We start from the raw sequence: 21,763 nt of genomic DNA on the forward strand, positions 1-21,763 counted from the left end.
CACCGCCGAAGCACACTCGACGAGGACGACCCACGCCATGAGCACCCCCGCCAGCGCCGGTGCGCGACCCGCGAGACTCGAGGACCTGCGGCCAGCGCTCCAGCGGATCGGCCAGGCGCACGTGCTCGCCTTCGCCGACCGGCTCCGCGACGCCGAGCGCGCCGGGCTGGCGGGGGATCTGGCGACGATCAACCTCGACGCGCTGCCCGGCCTGATCGAGCGATTCTGCGAGCCCGCGCCCGCCGATGGCCTGGGCGAGCTGCGGCCGCCGACCGTCTGCTGCCTGCGGGGCACGCCGGGCGACCACGCCATCGACGCCGAGGAGGCACGCAAGGCGGGGCTCGAGCTCGTCCGCGGCGGCAGGGTGGCGGCACTCACCGTCGCCGGCGGCCAGGGCACCCGCCTGGGCTTCGACGGGCCCAAGGGCACGCTGCCCATCGGTCCGGTCAGCCGGCGGACGCTCTTCGAGGTCTTCGCCGACCAGATCGCGGCGGCCTCGCGATGGGCGGGCACGCCCATCCCCTGGCTGATCATGACCAGCCCGCAGAACCACGAGCAGACCATCGCGTTCTTCGGCGAGCGGGACTGGCTGGGGCTCGATCGCACCCAGATCCGCTTCTTCCGCCAGGGCGTGATGCCGTGCTTCGACCCCGCGACCGGCCGGCTGCTGCTGGCCGAGCCCCACCGCCTGGCGACCAACCCCGACGGCCACGGCGGCGTGGTCCGCGCCCTCGTCGAGAGCGGCGAGCTGGACCGGCTGGAGCGCGGGGGCGTCGAACACATCAGCTACTTCCAGGTCGACAACCCGCTGGTCACGCCCATCGATCCGGCCTTCCTTGGCGCCCACGCCGCGGCCGGCGGCGCGCGATCCTCGGGCCAGATCTCCAGCAAGATGGTGCCCAAGGCGGCGCCCGAGGAGAAGGTCGGCCTGTTCGCCCGGGTCGCCGGCCGCACCCGCGTGGTCGAGTATTCCGACCTGCCCGAGGAGGTCGCCCGCGAGCGGACGCCCGACGGGCGGCTCCGCTTCGAGGCCGGCTCGGTGGCGATCCACGCCGCGTCGGTTCGCTTCCTGCGCGAGATCCACGACGCCGGCGAGCGGGCGCTGCCCTTCCATCGCGCCTTCAAGAAGGTGCCGTACGTCGACGTCGAAACCGGCAATCGCGTCGAGCCCGAGAGCCCCAACGCCGTCAAGCTCGAGCGTTTCGTGTTCGACGCCGTCCCGGTCGCGGACGAATCGCTGGTGCTGCGGTGCGAGCGGGAGCGGGAGTTCGCGCCCGTCAAGAACGCCCAGGGCGTGGACAGCGTGGCGACGGGCGCCGCGCTGCAGATCGAGTGCGCCGCCCGCTGGCTGGAGGAACGGGGGCACGCCGTGCCACGAGGCGACGACGGCGCGCCGGCCTGCACGCTCGAGCTGTCGGGCGGGGCCGCCTGGGCCCACGCCGCGGGCGAGACGCACGAGCCGGAGGGCACGCCAGCCGCCGGCAGCCGGGTGCTAATCTGATCCCGCATGGCCGGCCCGACCGACACGCGTGATCCCTCGGGCTGGCCCGCATCGGCGTTGCGGCTGGCGAGCGCCCTGCAGGAGCGCACGCGCTTTACCACGCTCGCCGGCGGCGTGCCCGCGCTGCTGGCCCACCCCGATTGGCGGAGCCGCCGTCCGCTCGTGCTCTGGATGCACGGCCGCACCAGCCGCAAGGAGATCGACTCGGGCCGCTACCTTCGCTACGTCCGCGCCGGGATCGCCGCCTGCGCCATCGACCTGCCGGGACACGGCGATCGTTACGACGCGAGCTGCCAGCAGCCGGAGGGCACGCTGGGCATGCTCGAGCGGGCGCGCGGCGAGGTCGATGGCGTGCTCGCCGAGCTGCTGGGGGGCGAGCACGCGGGCATGTTCGACGCCGACCGCCTGGCGATCGGCGGCATGTCGGCGGGCGGCATGGTCGCGCTCCGCCGCCTGTGCGAACCCCACCGCTTCCGCTGCGCCGCGGTGGAGGCCACCACCGGCTGCCTCGAGACCCTCTACTTCCCGCCCGAGGACCAGCCCCGCCGCTGGCCGACGCTGCACGACCGCGACCGCGTGCGGGTGGTCGACCCGCGGGCGCACCTGGGCGGGTTCGAGCCCCTGCCGCTGCTGGCGATGCACTCCGAGGCCGACGCCATCGTGCCCTTCGAGAGCCAAGCGGGCTTCGTCCGCGACCTGCGGACGCACTACGAGGCCCGGAGCGCCGCGGCCTCGCTCGTCGAGTTCGTGCACTGGTCCGAGACCGGCGCCGACAGCGAGCACATGGGCTTCGGCCGCCACGCCCACGAGGCGAAGCTGCGGCACGTCGAGTTCCTGGTGGGCCACCTGGACGCCGCGTCGGGCGCGGAGGCATGAGCGCGGGCGTGCGGGGCCGCCTGGCGCGGCTCAACCCCTTCGCCGGCCTGCCCAACCCGCGGGAGGTGTGGGCCTGGGGCATGTTCGACCTGGCCAACCAGAGCTTCACGCTGCTGATCATCACGCTGCTGTTCAGCCTGTACGTCACCCAGGTGGTCGTGCCCCAGCCGGTCTTCGATGCCGAATTGCAGGCCCTCGTCGACGCCGCCCGCGCGAGCGACGACGTCCGCGCGGCGGCCGCCCCGGAGGTCGTCGCCGCCTGCGATCGCGCCGACGCCGCCGAACGACAGGGCAAGTTCGTCTGGTCGCTGCTGCACGGCGGATCGCTGCTGGCGGTCGTCGTGCTCTCGCCCGTCATCGGCGCCTACGGCGACATCCGCGCCCGGCGGAAGCTGCTGCTGATGCTCACCGGCCTCGCGTCGGGCGCGCTGACCTGCTCGCTCGGATTCGTCGGCCCGGGCATGGTGATCCTCGCGGCCACGCTCTACATCCCCGCCAACGTAGCCTATCAGATCGGCGAGAACTTCCTGGCGTCCTTCCTGCCCGACGTCTCGACGCGGCGGAACATGGGCCGCATCAGCGCCATCGGCTGGACGATGGGCTACGCCGGTGCGTTGGCGCTGCTCACGATCGTGACCCTTGCCATGCTTCTGTTCGATCTCAAGCAGCCCGGGCAGTGGCGGCCGCTCTTCGTGTTCGCGGGCCTGTGGTTCCTTCTGGGCATCGTGCCCGCGGGCCTCTTCCTGCGGCGCGACGCAGCGCCCCGCGAGACGGAGCAGCACCCCCTGCGGGCGGCGGTGCGCCGCGTCGCGGGCCGGGTGCACCTGGCCGCGAAGCACCGCCAGTTGGCGCGCTTCCTGCTGGCCTTCCTCATCTACGGCTTCGGCGTGCAGACCATCATCGGCTTCGCGTCGATCATCGCGCGGGACTTCGGCTTCGGCGACGTCAGCCTCGTGCTCTTCGTCGCCCAGATCACCATCACCGCCGTCATCGCCGCCGTCGCGACCAGCTTCTTCCAGGATCGCCTCGGCGCCAAGCGCACCGTGCTGATCTACCTGGGTGTCTGGGTCGCCAGTTGCTCGGCCATGGTCGCCATCGCGGTGGTCTGGCCCGGCGGCGGGCCCCAGTGGCCGCTATGGATCGTCGGCAACGGCCTGGGCTTCGGGCTCGGCGGCATCGGCACCGCAAGCCGATCCCTCGTCGGCCGGCTCACCCCCGCCCACCGCACGGCCGAGTTCTTCGGCCTGTGGGGCATGATCTACAAGCTCGCGGGGGCCATCGGCGTGCTGTCGTTCGGCGCCATCGCCCGCACGCTGGGCGAGGTCGCCAGCCTCGTGCTGCTGCTGAGCTTCTTCGCGGTCGGCACGCTGCTGATGCTCCGCGTCAACGAGCGGGCCGGCGTCCGCGAGGCCATGCGCAACGAGCGGCAGGCCCGGCGGGACGGCCTACCCGCCGGCTGACGCATCGGGCCGTGCGCCCGCGGGCGGCGTTGCGGCCTCGGCCTCGGGCGCGCCGCCGTCCACCGCCTCCGCCGGCTGCCCGGCGATCTGCGCCGCCTCGGGAGCCGTGTCGATCGACAGCTCCAGCGACGGATCCTCGGACTGCAGGTGCAGCAGCAGGATGCGGCGCATCTCGGCGATGGCGGCCGGGTGGTCGTGCGCGTTATGCCCGCTGGGCACGATGACCTCGCTGACGGCGGACTCCAGCCGCGAGCTGGCGTTGGGCACGATGCCGTCGCCCGGCTCGTCGGCCCTGGGCTTGCCGCGGTCGCCCATGATGGTGTGCACCGTCACCCAGTCCACGAATGGCGACTCGAGGTAGCCCCGCAGCGACGGCGCCTGCGGCGACAGCGTCGCGATGCCCGTGGGCACGCCGTTACGCTGCATCCACGGATCCATCGCGTCGCGGTTGGCCAGCAGCTCGCGCCTCGCGTCCCGCAGGTCGTCGCTCAGCCGGCTGAACGCCCGGCCCAGCCGCCCGATGAAGCCGTCGGCCATCTCCGCCCCGCGGTGCGGCGCCGCGACGAGCACGATCCGCTTGACCTTGCGATCGGGCGGGTAGTAGAAGATCTCGCGCATCAGCCCACGCGTGTTGTCCGAGAGGTCGAGGTCGTCCAGCGGCTCGAGGTAGATCGAGGCGTACAGCCGTTCGCCGACGTCCCGCACCAGCGACGCCGTGATGATGCCGCCCATGCTGTGCCCCACGATCACCGACCGGTCCATGCCCCAGCTGGTGTCGTAGGGGTCGTAGCGCTCGCGGACGTCGGCCAGCGCCCGCCGCAGCTCCAGCGCGCTGCGGGGGATGGGCAGCGCGGTGGGGTACACGAACATCCAGATCTGGTAGCGGCGGCGGATGATGTCGTCGCCCCGCAGCTCGTTGAGCACGTTCCGCCACGTCAGCGGGCTGGACCGCAGCCCGTGCACCAGGATCAGCGGGATCTTGTCCTCGCGGTAGGGCTCGAGCATGTACAGCCCGGTGCGCGCCTCGATGGCCCGCGGGTCCAGCGAGCCCTTCTTGCCCAGCTCGTGCAGGTCGGTGCGCGCGTGCAGCACGCCGATGGACGCCGTCTGGTCGCTGGCGATGGGCGTCCGCCGGCCCAGCACGTTGGTCGTCCGAGTCCGCAGCGTGTCGTGCAGCAGCCCGGTGACGGACACCAGCTCCGAGCCGTCGCGGGCGTCGAAGGCCAGCGTCAGCGTGCCGGGGTACACGATGCCCTCGGGCGGCAGGTTGGGATCGACGGCGGCCCGCGCGGGCGTGTTGTCCCGCTCGAGCACCAGCGGTGTGCCCAGGCCCTCCCGCCGGTGGTGGTGCCGCAGGCCCTTGACCTCGATCCGCCGGGCGGCCGACACACGCTCGAAGTCCGCGACGTTCCAGGTGTGCTCGCCCTCGGCGAACTCGAGCGCGTAGGTGCCGCCGGCACCCTCGAACACGCGGCCCAGCTCGGCTTCGGCGGGCTCGATGGCGCCCAACGCGACGAGCCGTGTCAACGCCCGGTTGTAGACGTCCATCGATCGACGCGTGATGCCCGAGAGCATCGCCTCGTCCCGCGACGCCGCCAGCTCCAGCTCCCGCCAGGCCAGCTCGGCGCACGCCAGCGCGATGGTGGCATCCTCGCCCGCCCGCGGCCGGCGACGCGTCGCGTAGTACAGCAGCGATTCGGCCAGCGCCGCGGTGCGGTCGCGTGCGAGCGGCTGGTCCGGGCTTGCGAGTAGATCGGCCCGCAGCGCGAGCAGCGTCTCGACCGAGGGGGGCTTGCGGCGAATGGTCTCGCCGGTCCACATGCTCAGCGTGCGGCGGGCGTGCTCGCTCAGGCCGCCGCCCGTCGCGATGCTGGACAGGTCGCGGTCGAAGGCGGCCGCCTCGCTGACGGTGCGGGCCTCGATCGGTCCGCCGCACGCCTGCAGCGGCGCGACCCACGCCGCCGCCAGCAGCACCACCGCCAGCCGCATCGCCCGGGCGCCGATCCTCATGCGTCCGACTCCTCGAGCACGAACCGCCGCTCGTGCCAGAGCCGATCGAGCCGCTCGTCGATGCTCCCGCCGGGCCTGAGTTCGATGCCGCAGGCCACCAGCAGGTCGACCAGCCCGTCGAAGTCGCCCACGTCGATGAACTCCCGCTCGATCGTCGGCCGGCCCCCGTGCGCGCCCGCCTGCACCGCCGCCAGGTCGGCCATGTTGTGGTAGTTGCCCAGCGGCAGGCACACGCACGTGGCGTCGTAGCCCGCGGCGCAGAACACCGTGGCTTCGCACGCGCCGCCCGCCATCAGCTTCCGCTGCCAGCGCCACTTGGGCATCTCGGCGTGCTTCTGCGCCGCCGTCGGCGACGCCGGCCCGCCCGCGACCGCCTCGGCCCGCGACGCCACCGCCGCCGTCACCCGCGGCGTGAACACGCTCAGGCGATCGCCCACGCGGACGATCGGCCCGCCGCCCAGCGGCGAGTCATCGAATGCCCGGCTGTTCTCGAGCGCGATCACGGTCGATTCGGCCTCCATCGTCCTGTCCCGGGCCGCGCCCAGTGCGCCCACGAACCCGATCTCTTCCGCCCGCGTGAACAGCAGCCGGACGTCGCGTCCGACCCGCTCGCCCGCCGCCCGCAGCCGCAGCAGCTCGTCCATCGCCGCCAGCGCTGCGGCGGCCGCCGCCAGGTCGTCGCAGGCGGGCGCATGCAGCACGCCATCCACGACCTCCGACGCCGGCAGCGCCCAGGTGCCGAAGTCCTTGTTGGTCAGGCCGGCCGTCGAATTTCCGTCGTCGAGGCGCACGCGGTACCGCTTGAAGAGTTCCTTCTCGCCCTCCGCCGGCGGCACGCGCTCGACGACGACGCCCCGCCGTGGCTGCGCGGTCGCATCGGATCCTGAATGGACTGCGACGGGCGTGCCCGCGAAGTAGTCCTCCATCACCCCGCCGCGGAAGGCCATCACCAGCGTCCGATCGTCCTCGATCGCCTCGACCACGAAGGCCGGATGGTCCAGGTGTGCCGTCACGTACACCGGCGAATCGCCCGCGAAGGGCTCGGTGCGGCGGATCACCAGGTTGCCGTGCGCATCGGCGCGGATCGCCAGCTCGGGCCGCTCGGCCACCCACCTTCGGGTCCACGCGACCACGCGGTCCTCGCGGCCCGCGGCCGTGGGGATGCCCGTGAGCTCCTGGAGCCATCGGTGGTGCTGGGTGCGTCGATCGGCGGCGATCTCGACCAGGTGCTGCGTCGCGGTCGTCGTCATGCCGTGAGGGTAGCGGCGGCCGCCTAGCCCGCCGGCGGCAGCCGGCCCTCGATGCGGCGCAGGCTGTCGCGGATCTCGGCCAGCAGCGCCGTCGCGGTCGGGCCCGCGGCGTCCTCGGACGCATCGCTGCGGCCGCGCGCAAGCACCCGGCCCTCGGCCAGTTCGTCTCGCTGCTCGAGCACCGCCTCGCGGAACGCCGGCGCATCGACGATGCCGATCAGGCTCACCAGGCTCGCGCCCGGGCCCGCGCTCTGCCCGGCGGTCTCCACCTTGAACCCGTGCAGCCCGAACAGCCGCATGAGGGGCCCCTGGATCATCTGCAGGTCGGTGATCTTCTCGAGCGGCACGGTGCTCTCGACGCGGTTGAGCCAGCCCTTCTTGATCTCCAGCGTCCGCTCGGTGAGCGTGCACGCCAGGCGGTCGATGTACTTCTGGATCAGCAGCCGCCCGACGACGAAATACACTACCGCCAGCGGCGCCCCCACGATCGTGACGACCAGCACGATCACGCCCGACAGCAGGTAGTAGCTCGGCAGCTTCTCGTCGAAGCTGGCCTCGCGGAGCACGCGGTAGCGGGATGCCGACGCCTCAGCCATCGCGGCCCTCCTCCCGCTCGCCCGGCCGCAGCACCACCTCGTCCACCGTGGTGGTGGTCCGTCGCAGCACGACGCGCTCGCCGTCGCGTGCCGGCGGGCGGGCATCTCGTGCGGCGTCCTGCTGCTCGTAGCGCTCGGGCGAGCTCTTCACGGCCCGGACGATCTCACCAAAAAAGGCGCCCAGCGAACGCATCACGCCGGGCGCCTTCTCGTGGTTGTCCGTGGGCCGGTCGGACACGGAAGACCCTAGGGCATCGCCGCGATCGGCACCGCGACGGGCCGCCCTCCTGGCATCGGCGGACTCAGGACTCGCCCGCCTCCCAGCGGATGGGGACCTGAGCCTCGGCCCAGCGATCGCGGGCGGGCATGGTCGGGCCGTTGTAGCCCAGCCATCGGGGCGGGCCCGCGGGCACCCAGCGGCCTGGCGCCATCGAGCCGTCGGGCCCATAGTTGGTCGAGCCCTGCGTGCGGAGCCAGCGGTACAGCCGGTCGGTCCGCTCGCGGATCATTTCGTCGTCGGCCACGCCGCGGATGCCGACGCTGATCACCGTCACCGGCGGCGCATCGACGACTCGGACGCCCCGCTCGGCCTCCCCGACCGGGCCGAGGTCCTCGGTGCGGTACAGGAACGACACGGTGACGTCGCCGCGCATGGAGCGATCCGCCGCCGGCTCGCCGAGCTGATCGATGGCCTGCGCCATCGCGGGCATGTCGTTCTCGACGGGCGCGGTCATCGCGATGTTGCGGTCCTTGATGTGCATGAATAGCGGCATGAACGCCTGCGACGCCGCGCGCCGGGGCGTGTTCTCGACCGTCAGCTCCGCGCGGCGGACGCTCGGGTAGCTCTTGATCTCGATGGCGCCCGCGGGCGTGGGCCGCGGGTAGCCCTCGGGCAGCACCGCGGTGGTGCGCATCGGGCCGGCGACGTAGACCGTGCCCTCCTCGCCGTCCTCGACGATGGCCGTCCGCGTCTGGATCTCGAAGGCCGCCTCGCCGCCGACCCGCATCGGCGTCGCGACGGTGGCGGACGCATCCTGGTCGGTGCCGCGGTCGGCGACGCTCGTCGTCGTGCCGCTGGTCTGGGCGATCGCGACCGCACCGCTGCAGGCGGCGGCCGTCGCGGCGAGCCGCAGGGTGCTGGTGAGCCTCGCGATCGATCCCGGCGTGCGTGACATGGGCCTTCTCCTGTAAGTGCTGCACTGAGTGTGCCCACCTGGACGCGCACGGACCGGGTGGGCCGTCAGGGATTCCGACAACCCCCGCCCGCGACGGGGTACCCCGCGCTCGGTCAATCGTGGTGCGTCGCTATCGGATGACGCCGGCGGACTCGACGGCGATCCACAGCCAGCCGTCGCGGGCCGACACGTCGCCGGTGACGACGACGGGCCGGCCGATGGCGTCGAGCAGCTCGGCCGGCATGACGCCGCCGTCGGCGGCGGTCACGAGGGCGTAGCGGGACTCGCCACTCTCGTCCCGCCAGGCGATCATCGGCGGGACGCCGCCCCGCACGCACAGGATGGCGCAGGCGCGGTGGCCCTCGCCCTCGCCGGGCATCATGGCGCCGAGGTAGCACTTGCTGTCGAGCAGCTGGGTGTCGATGGTGTGCCGTCCGAGCGGCCGCGCATCGGCGCGACCCTCGGCACGCAAGGGGGCGGAGGTCGCCGCGTCGGCATCGGTGACGGCCCGCTCGTCGGCGTCGTCGATCGACAGCATCCGTAGGCCGTCGCGCCGCAGCTCGAAGCCGGTCAGCGCGACCCGCTCGCCGGCGCGGCTCGTGATGCGTTCGTCCGGGCCGCTCTTGGCGATGCCCACGAGCAGCACGCCCGGGCCGCCGCCGTCGGGCAGCAACATGGGGTAGGGCTCGGCGACGATCGTGCCCGTGAGCGTGACGGCGTTGGACAGGTCCCAGGTGCCGCCGCCGGGATCGCGCTGCGCGACGGCCGACGCCACGCCCACGCCCAGCATCAGCCCGGCGAGGCCCGCGATTGCGGTGAGCACCACGGCGAACAGCGCGGCGGGCAGCGGGCGGTAGATCACGTAGATGCTGGGCTTGGTCTTGCTCATCCGGCGTGCTCGCTGTTCGCGTCGCTCGGGATCGAGACCGGCTGCGTCGGCGTGCCCGGTGCGTTGGGTTCGGGGTTGACCTGCACGCGGCCGCCGCGGACCCGCAGCTCGTAGGTGGGGATCTTCTCGGTGTAGGGCGGCGGGCTGGTGCCATCGGCGATGTTGTACTGGTAGCCGTGCCAGGGGCAGGTCGCGCAGCCGTCGATGATCTCGCCCTCGCCGATGGGGCCGCCCTGGTGGGAGCAGATGTTGCTCATCGCGTGCAGCGAGCCGCCGTCGCGGAACACCGCGACACGCGCGCCACCGCCCAGGCAGACGACGCGGGCCCTCTGATCGGGGATGTCGCCGGCGTCGCCGATGTCGACCCAGCCGTCGTCGGCGCGATCGGGTGTAGCGGCGTCGCGCTTCAGCTCGCGGGTGCCGGCGGCGAGGTGGAGCCCGCCCAGCGCCAGCGCGCCGGCCGCGAGCAGCGCGGGCAGCACGAGCGAGGTCTCGGACCGCAGCACGCCCAGCGTGACGTGCGCGACGACGAGCGCGTACGCCACGTACACCAGCATGTGCAGCGCCTTCCAGGCCGCCGGCCCGAGGAAGGCGAGCCAGAAGTCGTGGCTCGTGGCGGCCAGCAGCAGCAGGACGAGCAGCGCGAGGAAGCCCAGGAATTCGAAGCCCACGCCGCCGCCGGGCCGCACCAGCACGGCGACGAGCGGATTCTCGACACCGAAGCCGCCGTACCAGCCGGTGACGACGAGCGCGTGCAGCAGCGCCACCAGGAACAGCGTGACGCCGAGGTGCCGGCGGTTGGCAAGCAGGAACGTGAACCGCTCGCTCAGCCGGGCGAGCGGACCGATCGCCAGGATGACGTGCAGCAGCACGAGCGCGAGCGTGCCCAGCGCCCGCATCAGCAGCGTGGGGATCCACTGGTCGGGCTGGCGATCGGGGTAGGCCGCGAGGCTCACGCCGATGAAGGCGGCGACGAAGGCGACGCAGAGACCGACCACGATCGCGTCGTAGACCAGCTTGTGCCTGGTCCAGTTGACGGCGCGGAAGCGGACGCTCACGGCGTGCCCTCCGCGGCGGCGGCTTCAACTTCGGTACCAGTGTCGATGGCCGGCCCGGGCTCGGGCGGCGGCGTCCGAAGCAGCAGGCCCGCGGCGATCACCGCCAGCACCGCCGGCAGCACCAGCAGCCACAGCGCCACGTGCATCTTGCGGTGTGCCGCCCTCACGAAGACGCTCCGGCCGAGATCCACCGCAGCAGCACGAGCGGCCACAGCACGGCCAGCCCCGGGATGGCCAGTACGCGGAAGCCCCAAGTGCCGTCGCGGGCGGCGCCATCGAAGCGGTTCACTCCGCGGATGGCCATGGGGATAGCGACCAGCAGGCCGACGCCCAGGTAGCCCACGATCACCAGGATCAGCAGTTCGAACACGCCCAGCCCCCGAACGTCCCGCCGCGGCTTATTGGCCCTCGCCCAGTCGTTTGTTGGCGCTCGCCGCGGACGGGTCTACCCGGCTTCGCTCGCGTTCTCATCGCTCCCGACCACGCAAAGCGGCGCCCGACGCGGGATGCGTCGCGTATCCGCGTTAGAATTTGCGAGCACCGCATGTCGCGGCGCATCGAGAAGAGAGAGGAAGCATGCGCAGCACCGCCATCGTCGTCGCCCTTGCCGCCTGCACCGCCGCCGCCTCGGGCCAGGAGATCTGGTCGGGCTACGACCTCGAGTTCGTCAAGCCCGACGGTTCCGATTGGACGCTGCCGGAGAACCAGGACCTCCTGACCGACAACGTCATCCTGACCCGGCAGGAGCGACGGGGCGTGTACAACATCGCCGTGGAGCCGTTCTACGCCGGCATCGCGAGCCCGGCCGACACGGCCTGGGCCATCGGCACGACGGCGGACCTGGACGCGCTGGCCTTCGACTGCTGGGAGTGCATCGCCGGCAGCAATCCGCAATCGCTCGTCGGGCAGAACGCCGTAGTGCACCTGATCACCGACGACATCTACGTCGACATCCGCTTCACGTCGTGGTCGTGCTGCGGCGCGGGCGGCTTCGGCTACGTCCGCGGCCTGCCCGATGTCGCGTGCCGCGCGGATCTCGACGGCGACGGCGAGCTGACGCTCTTCGACTTCCTAGCGTTCCAGAACCTGTTCGCCGCCGGCAATCTTGCCGCCGACTTCGACGGCGACGGCTCGCTGACCATCTTCGACTTCCTCGCGTTCCAGAACGAATTTGCATCGGGCTGCCCCTAGGGCCCACGCCGCCGCAATAGCCCCGCCGGTCCGCCGTTCGTTCTCGTGCGTGCAACCACGCCGAACGGAGGACATCCCATGCGACCCGTCCCGCACCCCCTCCTGCGCCTCGTCATGCGTCTCGATCGCACTACCGCCGCTCTTGCGGTGCTCGCCGCCAGCAGCGCACACGGCCAGGTCGAGGTGCGAGAGATCGACCCGACCGACACCGATCCGGCCATCACGCCGCTGGTGGCTCCCAGCGGCCTGGAGGCGCTCCACGTGGCCGCTCTCGATCCCGCGCTGCGGCCCGCGGAGCGGCCCGGGCTGCTGTTCGTCTTCCTGCCGGGCAGCGGTGGCGTGCCCACGCAGTACGCCGAGGTCGTGGCGCACGCCGCCGGAGAGGGCTGGCACGCCCTGGGCGTGGCCTACGGGAGCTGGCCCTCGGTCCGAGATCTGACCCGCGACAGCAGCGACCCCGATCTGCCCGAGGCCATCCGCCGCGAGCGGCTCTTCGGCGAGCCGCGGACCGACGTCATCGACGTGCCACCGCCCGACGCCATCGACAACCGGCTCGCGCGGGCCCTGGCGTTCCTCGAGGCGGCGCACCCCGGCGAGGGCTGGGGCCGATTCCTCGACGCCGGCGGCGAACCGACCTGGCGGACGATCGTCGTCGCGGGCCACTCGCAGGGCGCCGGACACGCCGCCTACCTCACCAGAGACTTCAGCATGGGCGGTGCGATCATGTTCGCCGGCCCGGGCGACTTCGTGCCGGGCGTGGGCCCGGCGCCCTGGCTCTTCCGTGGCGGCAACACCCCCGCCGAGCGGATGCTCGCCTTCACGCACGTCAACGACCCGACGGCCGCCGGCTTCTTCGGCAACCAGCGGATCCTGGGCCTCGAAGCGTTCGGAGGCATCGAGAGCGTGGATCGCAGGGCCGCCCATGAGCTCTCGAGCCACATGCTGACCAGCCTGCGGGATCCCGGCCACCGCAACTTTCACTCGGCCGTGGTCGTGGACGAGTTCCTGCCGACCGGCGCTACCGGCGAGAACCTCTACGAGCCGGTGTGGACCTACTTGCTGGCGACGCAGGCCGAGGCGTCCCGCGGCTGCCGCGCGGATCTCGACGCCGATGGCGCGCTGTCGCTCTTCGATTTCCTTGCGTTCCAGAACGCGTTCGCCACCGGCGACCCGACCGCCGACTTCGACGGCAATGGCGTGCTGACGCTGTTCGACTTCCTGGCGTTCCAGAACACGTTCGCGGCCGGCTGCGCGTAGGCAGTCGATGATGCCGTAGAACCGCGGCGGGGCGCTAGACCTCGACGCGGTCGCGGGCAGACGGCTGCGCCATGGCCGCCTCGGCCTGACGGCGGATGCCGTCCGCATCGAGGCCAACTTCGGCGAGCTGCGCGCCGCGGCCGTCCTGCTTGATCCAGGCGTCGGGCAGGCCGTGCCTCCGGACGCGGGCGCCCTCGAGGCTCATTTCCTCGATGGCTTCGAGCACCGCGGTGCCGAAGCCGCCCTGCAGCGTGTGCTCCTCCACCGTCAGGATCGGCACGCCCCGCTCGGCGAGGGACCGGATTAGGGCGCGGTCCACGGGCTTCGCGAAGCGGGCGTCGTAGACGGCGACGCGGGCGTCCATCACGTCGGCGGCGTCCATCGCCGCCAGCGCGGGCACGCCGAAGGCCAGGATCGCAAGGTCTGCGGGTTCGTCGCCGAGCGGGTCCGCGTCGGGCGTCAGCAGCCGCGCCCGGCCCAACTCAAAGGACGGGCAACCGAGGTCGGCGAAGCGGTCCGACACGTCGTCCCGCGGGTAACGGACGCTAGACAGGCCCGCGTCGTACTCCCGCATGAACTCGAGCGCGGCGCGGAGGCTCGGCTCATCGATGGCGGCCAGGAGGGCGGCGTCCGGGAGCGTCCGCAGGATGGCGACGTCGCAGAAGCCGTGGTGCACCGCGCCGTCACCACCGACGAGGCCCGCGCGATCGAGGCACAGCCGCACGGGCAGGCCCTGGAGCGACACCTCCTGGAAGGCCTGGTCGAACGCTCGCTGCAGGAAGGTGCTGTAGACCGCAAAGAAGGGCTTGAAGCCGGTCTTGGCGAGCCCCGCCATCATGTCCATGGCGTGGCTCTCGCAGATGCCCGTGTCCCAGGCCCGCCGCGGGAAGTCCTCGAGGGCGCGCGTCAGGCCCGTGCCGTCGGGCATGGCCGCCGTGCAGGCGACGACCTGCTCATCGCGGACCATCAGGTCGTGCATGGCCTCGCCGAAGGCGCTGGTGAAGCTGCGGCCGCCGCTCTTGACCTCCACCCGGCAGCCCTCGGCCTCGAGTTCCTGCCCGTCGACCGAGGCGAAGGGCTTGGGCGAGTGGAACGTCCGGGCGTCGCCCTCGCTGAAGCCGTAGCCCTTGCCCTTGACCGTCTTGACGTGCAGCACGCACGGGCGATCCAACTCCTTGACCGACTCCAGGAACTCGATGAGTGTCGGCAGGTGGTGGCCGTCGATCGGGCCGACGGTAAGCAGGCCGAAGTGCTCGAACCAGTCGCCGTGGGGCGTGCCCTGCGCCCCCTCGGCGATCATCGCCTTGGTGGCCTCGCCCATGCGGTGGTAGGCGTCGCGGATGGCGCCGCCGCCCGGCAGCGTCTCGAGGATCTTCTTGGCATCCCGCTTGAGGCCCGTATAGGTGTGGCTGACGCGGACGCGATCGAAGTACTGCGCCATGGCGCCCTGGGGCTTGGCGATCGACATGCCGTTGTCGTTGAGCACGACCAGGAACTGGCGGCCGAGCGTGCCGGCGTTGTTGAGGCCCTCCATCGCCACGCCGTTGACGATCGAGGCGTCGCCGATGATGGTCGCCACGCGGCGTCCGTCGGCGCGGGTCTTGGAGTGGAAGCCCTCACCCCGGAGCGTGTCGCCACGGGCCATGCCGACGGCCGTCGAGATGCCCGTGCCGGCGTGCCCGACGCGGAAGAGGTCGTAGGGCGATTCGTCGGGTTCCGGAAAGCCGGCCATGCCCTCGCGGGTCCGCAGCTTATCGAGCGCGGGCAGCCGCCCGGTGAGCAGCTTGTGGGGGTAGCACTGGTGGCCGACGTCGAACAGCAGGCGGTCCCAGCCGAAATCGAACACCCGGTGCATCGCGATGGTCAGCTCGACCACGCCGAGGTTGGGCGCCAGGTGCCCGCCCGAGCGGGCCACCTGCCGGCAGATGGCGTCGCGGATGTCCTCGGCAAGCCGCTCGAGGTCCTCGATCGACATCGCCCGGAGGTCCTGGGGCCCGGCCAGCGATTCGAGCAGCGTCATGATCCGGCCTCCGGGCTCGGCCCGCGGTGGACGCTCCTGCGCGGCGTCCGCGGTGTGCCACCCTCATTCTTAGCATCGAGGGCCTGAGATTTCAGTTTTTTTTGAAACATTTGTCGCGTTCGCGCCCGCTCGGTGCGGGCCTGCCTGCGGCGATGGGCGGTCTCGGTTGGTCGCTGCATCGATTATCGGGTCCGCTCGGCCATCGCCGCCGCCAGGTCGGCCAGGACCGCGCCACGCGGGCCCAGGGGGGCGAGCTTCTCGATGGCCTCCGCCCGCAGCCGGGCCACTTCTTGCCTGGACCGCTCGGTGCCCAGGACGCCGGGGAAGGTCAGCTTGCCGGCGTCGGCGTCCTTACCCGTCCGCTTGCCGGCTTGTTCGGTGGACTGCTCGACGTCGATCAGGTCGTCGACGATCTGGAACATGAGGCCCAGGTCCTCGGCGTAGGCGGTGATCGCCTCGAGGTGGTCAGCGGGCGCCCCGGCGGTGATCGCCCCCATGCGGCAGGCGGCGCGGAGCAGGGCCCCGGTTTTCCAGGCATGGATGGTGCCCAGCCGGTCGGCGTCGCCGTCGAGGCCGGCTGGGAAGCAGCCGAGGGTGTCCAGCGCCTGGCCGTCGATCATGCGGGCCGATGCCTCGGCCAGCTCGGCCGAGAGCGTGCGGGCGACGCCGGCGTCCCGCACCCGCATCGCGAGCGCCTGGTAGGCCGCATTGAGCATGGCGTCGCCCGCGAGCAGGGCCGCCGCCTCGCCGGCATGCACGTGCAGCGTCGGGCGGCCCCTGCGCAGCTCGTCATCGTCCATGCAGGGCAGGTCGTCATGCACGAGGCTGAAGGCGTGGATCAGCTCGACCGCCGCCGCCGCGGGCAGGGCGTCCTCGGTGCGGCCGCCGCAGGCCTCGGCGGAGAGGATCGCCAGCGCCGGCCGCAGCCGCTTGCCGCCGCCGAGCGCGGCGTACCGCGCCGCGTCGCGCATCATGGGCGCGTGGAAGCACTCGTCGATGATGGCGTCGAGCTCGCCCTCGACGAGCCGCGCGCAGCGGCGGATGTGCTCGACCGCCAACTCGTGCCCAGCCACCCCCACGTCTCCGGCCGATTCCACGCCCGCCATCGCCGTCACGGTACCATGCCCGCGCCATGGAAGCCGCCCTGGACGCCCTGCGACGCAGCTTCGAGATCGGCGGCTGGGTGATGCTGCCGCTGGCGGCCCTTAGCGCCGGGGCCCTGGCCATCGTCGTCGAGCGAGCCCTGTTCTGGGCGCGGCTGACCGGGCCGGCGACGCGGAAGCTCGTCCGCGAGCTGGCGGCCCGTCTCCGCGAGGGCGGCCACGAGCGGGCCATCGACGCGACGGCCGAGCGGGGGGATCCCTACTCGCGACTCGCACGCGACCTGGCGGGCCACGGCCGGCGGGGCGGCGTGGGCGAGGTCGTGGCCCGCGAGGCCATCGAGGCCCAGCGGGGCGCCATCGAGCGCTTCCAGGGCATGCTCTCGATCATCATCACGGCCGCCCCGATGCTGGGCATCCTGGGCACGGTCACCGGCATCATCACCAGCTTCCAGGCGATTGGTGGGCTGGCCGGCGATGGCATGGGGAGCGAGGGCGGCGGCGCGACCGATCCACGGCTCATCGCCGGCGGCATCGCCCAAGCGCTCTACACCACCGCCTTCGGACTGGGCATCGCCATCGCGACGCTCTTCCCCTATGCGCTGTTCAAGGGCCTCGCCGACCGGGCCCTGACGCGGCTGGAGTTGCTGGGCGCGTCGGCGATGGAGGGGTTCGGGCCGCCAAAGTCCAGCTAGCCTCGCGGATGAAGCACGCACTCCTCGCGATGGTCACCGGCATCCTTGCGGTGTTCGCTCCGGCCGTGGCCGCGCAACCCGCGAGCCACGAGATCCGCTTCCAGGGTGACGGCCTGGAGCTGCGAGGCACGCTGCTGCTGCCGGAGATGGCCGGCGGCGACCGGGTGCCGGCGGTGCTGCTGCTGGCGGGCTCGGGCCCGACCGACCGCGACGGCAACCAGCCGCCCATCCTGAACACGAACCTGCTCCGGCAGGTCGCCGAACGGCTCGCGGCGGATGGGATCGCCTCGCTCCGCTACGACAAGCGAGCCTGCCGGGTGTACGCAAGCTCGTTTCCGCCGCTCGACGAAATGGGTCCGTTCTTCGCCATGGACCGCTTCGTCGCGGACGCGCGGGGCGCACTCGCGTGGCTGCGGGAACGACCCGAGATCGACGCCAGCCGTGTGGGCGTGCTCGGGCACAGCGAGGGCGGCGTCGTGGCGCTCCGCGTGGCGACGGAGGAGCCGGATTCGGTCGCCGCGGCCTTCTTGCTAGCGACGCCCGGGCGGCCGATCGCGGTGCTGATGCGCGAGCAGTTCGCCGCCCAGCTCGAGGCGTCGGGCGTGCCCGACGACAGCGCCGGTCGTGCGCTCGCGAAGCTCGACGCCGCCATCGCCGCCGCCGTCGCGGGAGAGCCGTTCCCCGAGAACCTGCCGCCGGCGATGCGGGGCCTGTTCAATGCCTCCACGACGGTGCTGACCAGGGACTACGCCGAGATCGATCCCGCGGCGCTGGCGGCGGAGGTGCGCTGCCCCGTCCTGATCCTGCAGGGCGAACGCGACGTGCAGGTGCTGGCCGAGAAGGACGTGGATGCGCTGGCGACCGCCGTCGAGGCCGCCGGCCACGGCTCGTTCCGGGTCGCGCTGCTGGGCGATGCGAGCCACAACTTCAAGCGCGTCGAATCCGACCGCGATCCGGGCGTCGCCGGCCCGGTGCTGCCCGATGCGCTCGGCGAGATCGCCGAGGCTGCACAGGACTGGCTCGTGCGCGGCAGCGCGGACGGCGAAGAGGCGGGCGGCCGCTAGCCCACCTTTTCCTGCTCCTTCAGCAGCTCGTAGATCGCCTCGGACGAGTCGGCGCCGTAGATCTTGTCGCGGAAGTCGTCCATCGTCATCAGGCGGCTGATGCGGGCGAGCGCCTGGATGTGGTCGCTGGTGCGGTCGGGCGGGCTGGCGAGGAGGACGACGAGCCGCACGGGCTGGCCATCGATGGCCTCGAAGTCGATGGGGTCGGCCGGCTTTCCGATGGCCATGGCGAGCCCATCGAGTCCCTCGCACTTGCCGTGGGGGATCGCCAGGCCGTGGCCGATGCCGGTGGTCCGCGTCTGCTCGCGGGCCCAGACGGCCTCCTTGAGCTCGCCCGGGCTGGCGACCCGCTCGAGGGCGGCGAGCAGGTCGACGAGCTCGTCGATGACCGCCCGCTTCTCGATCGAGTCGAGCGGAGCCTTCACGCACTCGGGCGACAGGATGTCCAGCAACTTCATGAAGCCACGCTCCGCAGTGCGGGAGCCGGCCCGGACCGGAAGACGCCGGTCCGGCACCCCTCGCGGCAGCCAGTGTAGACCCCCGCCACGCGGGCTACCGCCCGCCCGCGGGCGACGCACGCAGCAGCGCCGCGAAGCCGCCGTCGCGGTAGAGCTCGGGCGGGTCGCCGGGCCGACCCGTCGGCAGGGTGGTGCGCGACGCGACAAGGTTGAAGCCCAGCGCGGTGCGCGCCCACTCGGCGATCGCCTCGTTCTCGTCGGCGTCGATGCTGCACGTCGCGTAGATCACGTGGCCCCCGGCCGCAAGCATCGCCTGCGCCTGCACCAGCAGGTCGCATTGGATGGCAGCGAGCCGCTCGAGTTGCGCGTCGCCCGTGCGGTATCTAGCCTCGGGCCGCCTCGGCAGCACGCCGGTGTTGGAGCAGGGCACGTCGAGCAGCACGAGATCGGCGCGGCCCGCGGCCTCGTAGCGGACGGCGTCGATGTCGAGCACCTCGACGCGGTCGTCATCCGCGAAGACGCGGGCAAGGGTCTTGCGGCGGGCGGCGTTGGCATCGCACGCGAGGATCCGCGCGGCGGGATGCACCGCGCGGAGCTGCCGCGTCTTGGTGCCCAGACCGGCGCACAGATCGACGGCGAGCGCCGGCGGCGGCGCATCGGACGCGATGCCCAGCGCGTCGGCCGAGGTTGGGTCTTGCGCCCAGGCGTCCCGCCGCGCCGCGAGCAGCACGCGGGGGCTGGCGCCGGGCGGGCCGAGCACCGCCATGCCCCCGGACTCGTGGGGCGTGAGCATCTGGCCGGCGTCGAGGTCACCCTCGACGGGCGATGCGGTGTGCCGCAGGTTGAGCACAACCGGCGGATGCACGAGGCCGTGCATCGCCAGGTTTTCGGCGGCCTCCTCGCCGAGTTGGGCCCGCCAGCGATCGAGCAGCCACGCGGGCGTGCTCGTGGCCGCGGCGAGCCAGGCGTCCCGGTCCTCGGGAAGGAGCGGCGCGGCCAATTCGAGCGCTCGACCGTCGGCGAGGGGCAGCCGATCGGGCGCTCCGATCTCGATCTCGGTGGTCCGCGGGCGGCCGTCGTCGTCGCGCTCGATGGCGGCGGCGATGCGGCGGAGCAGCGCGTTGACGAAGCCGGTCGCCCGGGGCTTGCCAGCGGCCCGCGTCCATTCGACGGCCTCGTTGAGCGCCGCGTGCGGGGGCACGCGATCGAGGAAGACCAGCTGGGCGGCGCCGACCAGCAGCGCGGCGCGCACCGTGGCATCGATCGCGTCCACTGGTCGATCGGCGTGCGCCGCGACCAGGTGCTCGAGCGTGAGCCAGCGGCGGACGACCGCGTCGTAGAGGGCGTGGGCGAAGGCCGCGTCGCGGGCGTCGAGGTGATTCGTCGCTAGCGGTTCGAGCCCGAGGTCCGGAAAGCGGCCGACCTCGGTCCGCACCCGGGCGTGCACCACGCCCCGGGCCGTCGCGGGCGGCGGGGCTTTCGCGCGGCCCTTGCGGGGGCGAGCTCTGTTGCGGGGGGATGCCAAGGGGGCCAGTGTAGGATGACGCGTGCCCGAATCCGCCGCCGCCGAAGGAGCCGACGCCGCGGCCCGTCGCACCCGGCGGGGCCGCGGCCGTGGTGGCCGAGCGGCCCGGCGGTTCCTGGGCACGATGCGGATCCGCAAGAAGATCTTCCTGCTGCACACGGCCTTCTCGGGGGTGCTGGCGGCGTTGCTGTTCTTCGCGCTGCGGCCGGCGATCCAGGACCTGCTGCGCCAGGCCGAGGCCGAGGACGCGCTCTTCGTGCTGGCGACGCTGGACCTGAGGGGCCTCGCCGACGGCCGTGCGCAGGGGGAGCGGACCGTCACGGGCGACGCGGTGCTCCGCTGGGGGTCGGCCGGCGATCTGTCGCTGCGGGGCGAGGACATCGCGCGGCTGCAGCAGGCGTCGGGCGCCCCCGTGCCGCTGCCCCACGGCCGGGCGACGGGCGCGGCGGGCGTGTACGTGCCGCACGCGGCGGGTGCGGGCTACTACGTGCTCGAACGGCGGCTGGAGGCGGCGCGGGCGTCGGTCGCCCGGCTGGATCTCATCCTGCTGCTGTCGCTGCTGGGGCTGTACACGCTGGTGGCCGCGGCGCTGGAGATCTTCGTGCTGCCGCGGAACGTCTACGAGCCCATCCGGCTGATGCTGCAGGCCGATCGCGCCGTGCAGCGGGGCCACCGGGATGACGAACTCATCGACGAGCGGATGATGCCCGAGGACGAGCTGGGCGAGATCATGCGCAGCCGCAACCGCTCGATCGCCGCGCTGCGGCGCAACGAGCGGAAGCTGGCCAGCACGCTGGAGGAACTCGAGCGGGTCGCCGGCGACCTGAAGCGCAAGAACCACCTGCTCGAGAACGCGCGGCGGAACCTCGCAGACGCCGACCGCCTGGCAAGCCTGGGCATGCTCAGCGCGGGCATCGCGCACGAGATCAACACGCCGCTGGCGGTGGTCAAGGGGCTGGTGCATCAGCTCCGTCGGCATCCCGAGAAGGGCGTCGAGCCCGCGACCGCCGACCTCATGAAGCGGGTGGTCGATCGGCTGGAGCGTCTGGGCGAGGGGCTGCTCGACTTCGCCCGCGTTCGCTCGCCGGCGGTCGACCGGCGGTCGGTGGCGGCGCTCGTGACGCAGGCGCTCGAGCTGCTGTCGCTGGATGAATCGGTGCAGCGGGTCGCGATCGCCGACCGCACGCCGGCGGACCTGGCGCTCGAGTGCGACGGCGATCGCATCGTCCAGGTGCTGGTGAACCTGGTGCGCAACGCGGCGGAGGCGCTCGTGGAATCGGGGACCGCCGCACCAGCGATTGCGATCGACGCCGAGACACTGTCTCGCGAGGATTCGGACTGGGTGTCGATCACGGTGAGCGACAACGGGCCGGGCATCCCCGCGGACATCATGGCGACGCTGTTCGAGCCCTTCGTCAGCACGCGGCTGGACGCCAAGGGGTCGGGGCTGGGACTGGCGGTGGCCGACGGCATCGTCCGCGAGCACCGCGGGGTGCTGGTGGCCCGCAACCTGGGTGATCGGCGGGCGGGCGCCCCGGGCGCCCAGTTCGAGATCCTGCTGCCGGCGTTCGCGGGCGCCGCTCGCTCCGGGCGTGGGGATGCGGAGAACGCGGGGGACGGCCCGAACGTACCATAACC

General features: G+C 72.6%; 21 protein-coding genes. 8 read left to right on the forward strand and 13 right to left on the reverse strand.

Annotated features, from left to right (window positions below):
* Positions 1-37: 37 nt before the first annotated feature.
* From AAFX79_08190 to AAFX79_08200, 3 genes are read left to right on the forward strand one after another with little or no spacing between them, the layout of a single operon-like run.
* A complete protein-coding gene (locus tag AAFX79_08190; GenBank protein ID MEO1008531.1) occupies positions 38-1,501 on the forward strand; it encodes a UDPGP type 1 family protein in 1,464 nt (487 codons plus the stop codon).
* 6 nt (positions 1,502-1,507) lie between these two features.
* Positions 1,508-2,377 carry a prolyl oligopeptidase family serine peptidase gene (locus tag AAFX79_08195; GenBank protein MEO1008532.1) on the forward strand — a complete coding sequence of 290 codons (870 nt, stop codon included), beginning with the start codon at positions 1,508-1,510 and terminating at the stop codon, positions 2,375-2,377.
* Complete coding sequence (locus AAFX79_08200) at positions 2,374-3,837, forward strand: MFS transporter (protein ID MEO1008533.1); 1,464 nt, start codon at positions 2,374-2,376, stop codon at positions 3,835-3,837. The genes AAFX79_08195 and AAFX79_08200 overlap by 4 nt, the downstream gene beginning before the upstream one ends.
* On the opposite strand, the gene AAFX79_08205 is transcribed toward AAFX79_08200, so the two are convergent.
* From AAFX79_08205 to AAFX79_08245, 9 genes are all read right to left on the reverse strand, one after another.
* Entirely contained in the window at positions 3,823-5,847 is a 2,025-nt protein-coding gene (locus AAFX79_08205) for an alpha/beta hydrolase (protein MEO1008534.1), read from the reverse strand. The genes AAFX79_08200 and AAFX79_08205 overlap by 15 nt on opposite strands.
* Positions 5,844-7,097, reverse strand: coding sequence for a M20/M25/M40 family metallo-hydrolase (locus AAFX79_08210; GenBank protein ID MEO1008535.1), 1,254 nt, complete (start codon positions 7,095-7,097; stop codon positions 5,844-5,846). Before AAFX79_08210 ends, AAFX79_08205 begins: the two co-directional genes overlap by 4 nt.
* Before the next feature lie 23 nt (positions 7,098-7,120).
* Entirely contained in the window at positions 7,121-7,693 is a 573-nt protein-coding gene (locus AAFX79_08215) for a PH domain-containing protein (GenBank protein ID MEO1008536.1), read from the reverse strand.
* The gene (locus AAFX79_08220; GenBank protein ID MEO1008537.1) at positions 7,686-7,931 is read right to left on the reverse strand and encodes a hypothetical protein; all 246 of its coding nucleotides are present in this window, start codon (positions 7,929-7,931) and stop codon (positions 7,686-7,688) included. Before AAFX79_08220 ends, AAFX79_08215 begins: the two co-directional genes overlap by 8 nt.
* 64 nt (positions 7,932-7,995) lie before the next feature.
* Positions 7,996-8,868: a heme-binding protein gene (locus AAFX79_08225; GenBank protein ID MEO1008538.1), complete on the reverse strand. Its 873-nt coding sequence runs from the start codon at positions 8,866-8,868 to the stop codon at positions 7,996-7,998.
* 130 nt (positions 8,869-8,998) lie between these two features.
* Positions 8,999-9,757 (reverse strand): hypothetical protein, encoded by a 759-nt coding sequence (locus AAFX79_08230; protein MEO1008539.1) that lies wholly within the window; start codon positions 9,755-9,757, stop codon positions 8,999-9,001.
* Entirely contained in the window at positions 9,754-10,815 is a 1,062-nt protein-coding gene (locus AAFX79_08235; GenBank protein ID MEO1008540.1) for a Rieske 2Fe-2S domain-containing protein, read from the reverse strand. The genes AAFX79_08230 and AAFX79_08235 overlap by 4 nt, the downstream gene beginning before the upstream one ends.
* Complete coding sequence (locus tag AAFX79_08240; protein MEO1008541.1) at positions 10,812-10,982, reverse strand: hypothetical protein; 171 nt, start codon at positions 10,980-10,982, stop codon at positions 10,812-10,814. Before AAFX79_08240 ends, AAFX79_08235 begins: the two co-directional genes overlap by 4 nt.
* A complete protein-coding gene (locus AAFX79_08245; protein MEO1008542.1) occupies positions 10,979-11,185 on the reverse strand; it encodes a hypothetical protein in 207 nt (68 codons plus the stop codon). The genes AAFX79_08240 and AAFX79_08245 overlap by 4 nt, the downstream gene beginning before the upstream one ends.
* A gap of 206 nt (positions 11,186-11,391) precedes the next feature.
* Here AAFX79_08245 and AAFX79_08250 point away from each other — a divergent pair, with 206 nt between their 5' ends.
* Positions 11,392-12,006: a GC-type dockerin domain-anchored protein gene (locus AAFX79_08250; GenBank protein MEO1008543.1), complete on the forward strand. Its 615-nt coding sequence runs from the start codon at positions 11,392-11,394 to the stop codon at positions 12,004-12,006.
* Positions 12,007-12,084: 78 nt separating this feature from the next.
* Entirely contained in the window at positions 12,085-13,263 is a 1,179-nt protein-coding gene (locus AAFX79_08255; protein MEO1008544.1) for a GC-type dockerin domain-anchored protein, read from the forward strand.
* A 34-nt stretch (positions 13,264-13,297) separates the two neighbouring features.
* On the opposite strand, the gene dxs is transcribed toward AAFX79_08255, so the two are convergent.
* Together dxs and AAFX79_08265 are read right to left on the reverse strand one after the other, a co-directional pair.
* Complete coding sequence (gene dxs / locus AAFX79_08260) at positions 13,298-15,283, reverse strand: 1-deoxy-D-xylulose-5-phosphate synthase (GenBank protein ID MEO1008545.1); 1,986 nt, start codon at positions 15,281-15,283, stop codon at positions 13,298-13,300.
* A 182-nt stretch (positions 15,284-15,465) separates the two neighbouring features.
* On the reverse strand, positions 15,466-16,389 hold the full coding sequence (locus AAFX79_08265) for a polyprenyl synthetase family protein (GenBank protein ID MEO1008546.1): 924 nt from the start codon (positions 16,387-16,389) through the stop codon (positions 15,466-15,468).
* 26 nt (positions 16,390-16,415) lie between these two features.
* Between AAFX79_08265 and AAFX79_08270 the strand changes: the two genes are divergently transcribed.
* Together AAFX79_08270 and AAFX79_08275 are read left to right on the forward strand one after the other, a co-directional pair.
* Positions 16,416-17,078 carry a MotA/TolQ/ExbB proton channel family protein gene (locus AAFX79_08270; GenBank protein MEO1008547.1) on the forward strand — a complete coding sequence of 221 codons (663 nt, stop codon included), beginning with the start codon at positions 16,416-16,418 and terminating at the stop codon, positions 17,076-17,078.
* An 8-nt stretch (positions 17,079-17,086) separates the two neighbouring features.
* Positions 17,087-18,142: an alpha/beta fold hydrolase gene (locus tag AAFX79_08275; GenBank protein MEO1008548.1), complete on the forward strand. Its 1,056-nt coding sequence runs from the start codon at positions 17,087-17,089 to the stop codon at positions 18,140-18,142.
* Here AAFX79_08275 and AAFX79_08280 read toward each other — a convergent pair.
* Together AAFX79_08280 and AAFX79_08285 are read right to left on the reverse strand one after the other, a co-directional pair.
* Positions 18,139-18,600: a PTS sugar transporter subunit IIA gene (locus tag AAFX79_08280; protein MEO1008549.1), complete on the reverse strand. Its 462-nt coding sequence runs from the start codon at positions 18,598-18,600 to the stop codon at positions 18,139-18,141. The genes AAFX79_08275 and AAFX79_08280 overlap by 4 nt on opposite strands.
* 94 nt (positions 18,601-18,694) lie before the next feature.
* Positions 18,695-20,125, reverse strand: a complete 1,431-nt coding sequence (locus tag AAFX79_08285) for a transcription antitermination factor NusB (GenBank protein ID MEO1008550.1) — start codon at positions 20,123-20,125, stop codon at positions 18,695-18,697.
* A gap of 22 nt (positions 20,126-20,147) precedes the next feature.
* Here AAFX79_08285 and AAFX79_08290 point away from each other — a divergent pair, with 22 nt between their 5' ends.
* Entirely contained in the window at positions 20,148-21,761 is a 1,614-nt protein-coding gene (locus tag AAFX79_08290; protein MEO1008551.1) for an ATP-binding protein, read from the forward strand.
* The last annotated feature ends 2 nt before the right edge of the window (positions 21,762-21,763 follow it).

The organism is Planctomycetota bacterium (genome assembly GCA_039819165.1).
Classification (GTDB): Bacteria; Planctomycetota; Phycisphaerae; order Phycisphaerales; family UBA1924; genus JAHCJI01.

What these genes read in the sequence shown, in the direction of transcription:
- AAFX79_08250 (MEO1008543.1), top strand. Translation starts at nt 11,392, where the DNA reads ATGCGCAGCACCGCCATCGTCGTCGCCCTTGCCGCCTGCACCGCCGCC.
- AAFX79_08215 (MEO1008536.1), bottom strand. Translation starts at nt 7,693, where the DNA reads ATGGCTGAGGCGTCGGCATCCCGCTACCGCGTGCTCCGCGAGGCCAGC.
- AAFX79_08255 (MEO1008544.1), top strand. Translation starts at nt 12,085, where the DNA reads ATGCGACCCGTCCCGCACCCCCTCCTGCGCCTCGTCATGCGTCTCGAT.
- AAFX79_08205 (MEO1008534.1), bottom strand. Translation starts at nt 5,847, where the DNA reads ATGAGGATCGGCGCCCGGGCGATGCGGCTGGCGGTGGTGCTGCTGGCG.
- AAFX79_08280 (MEO1008549.1), bottom strand. Translation starts at nt 18,600, where the DNA reads ATGAAGTTGCTGGACATCCTGTCGCCCGAGTGCGTGAAGGCTCCGCTC.
- AAFX79_08270 (MEO1008547.1), top strand. Translation starts at nt 16,416, where the DNA reads ATGGAAGCCGCCCTGGACGCCCTGCGACGCAGCTTCGAGATCGGCGGC.
- AAFX79_08200 (MEO1008533.1), top strand. Translation starts at nt 2,374, where the DNA reads ATGAGCGCGGGCGTGCGGGGCCGCCTGGCGCGGCTCAACCCCTTCGCC.
- AAFX79_08275 (MEO1008548.1), top strand. Translation starts at nt 17,087, where the DNA reads ATGAAGCACGCACTCCTCGCGATGGTCACCGGCATCCTTGCGGTGTTC.
- AAFX79_08210 (MEO1008535.1), bottom strand. Translation starts at nt 7,097, where the DNA reads ATGACGACGACCGCGACGCAGCACCTGGTCGAGATCGCCGCCGATCGA.
- AAFX79_08225 (MEO1008538.1), bottom strand. Translation starts at nt 8,868, where the DNA reads ATGTCACGCACGCCGGGATCGATCGCGAGGCTCACCAGCACCCTGCGG.
- AAFX79_08230 (MEO1008539.1), bottom strand. Translation starts at nt 9,757, where the DNA reads ATGAGCAAGACCAAGCCCAGCATCTACGTGATCTACCGCCCGCTGCCC.
- dxs (MEO1008545.1), bottom strand. Translation starts at nt 15,283, where the DNA reads ATGACGCTGCTCGAATCGCTGGCCGGGCCCCAGGACCTCCGGGCGATG.
- AAFX79_08265 (MEO1008546.1), bottom strand. Translation starts at nt 16,389, where the DNA reads ATGGCGGGCGTGGAATCGGCCGGAGACGTGGGGGTGGCTGGGCACGAG.
- AAFX79_08190 (MEO1008531.1), top strand. Translation starts at nt 38, where the DNA reads ATGAGCACCCCCGCCAGCGCCGGTGCGCGACCCGCGAGACTCGAGGAC.
- AAFX79_08195 (MEO1008532.1), top strand. Translation starts at nt 1,508, where the DNA reads ATGGCCGGCCCGACCGACACGCGTGATCCCTCGGGCTGGCCCGCATCG.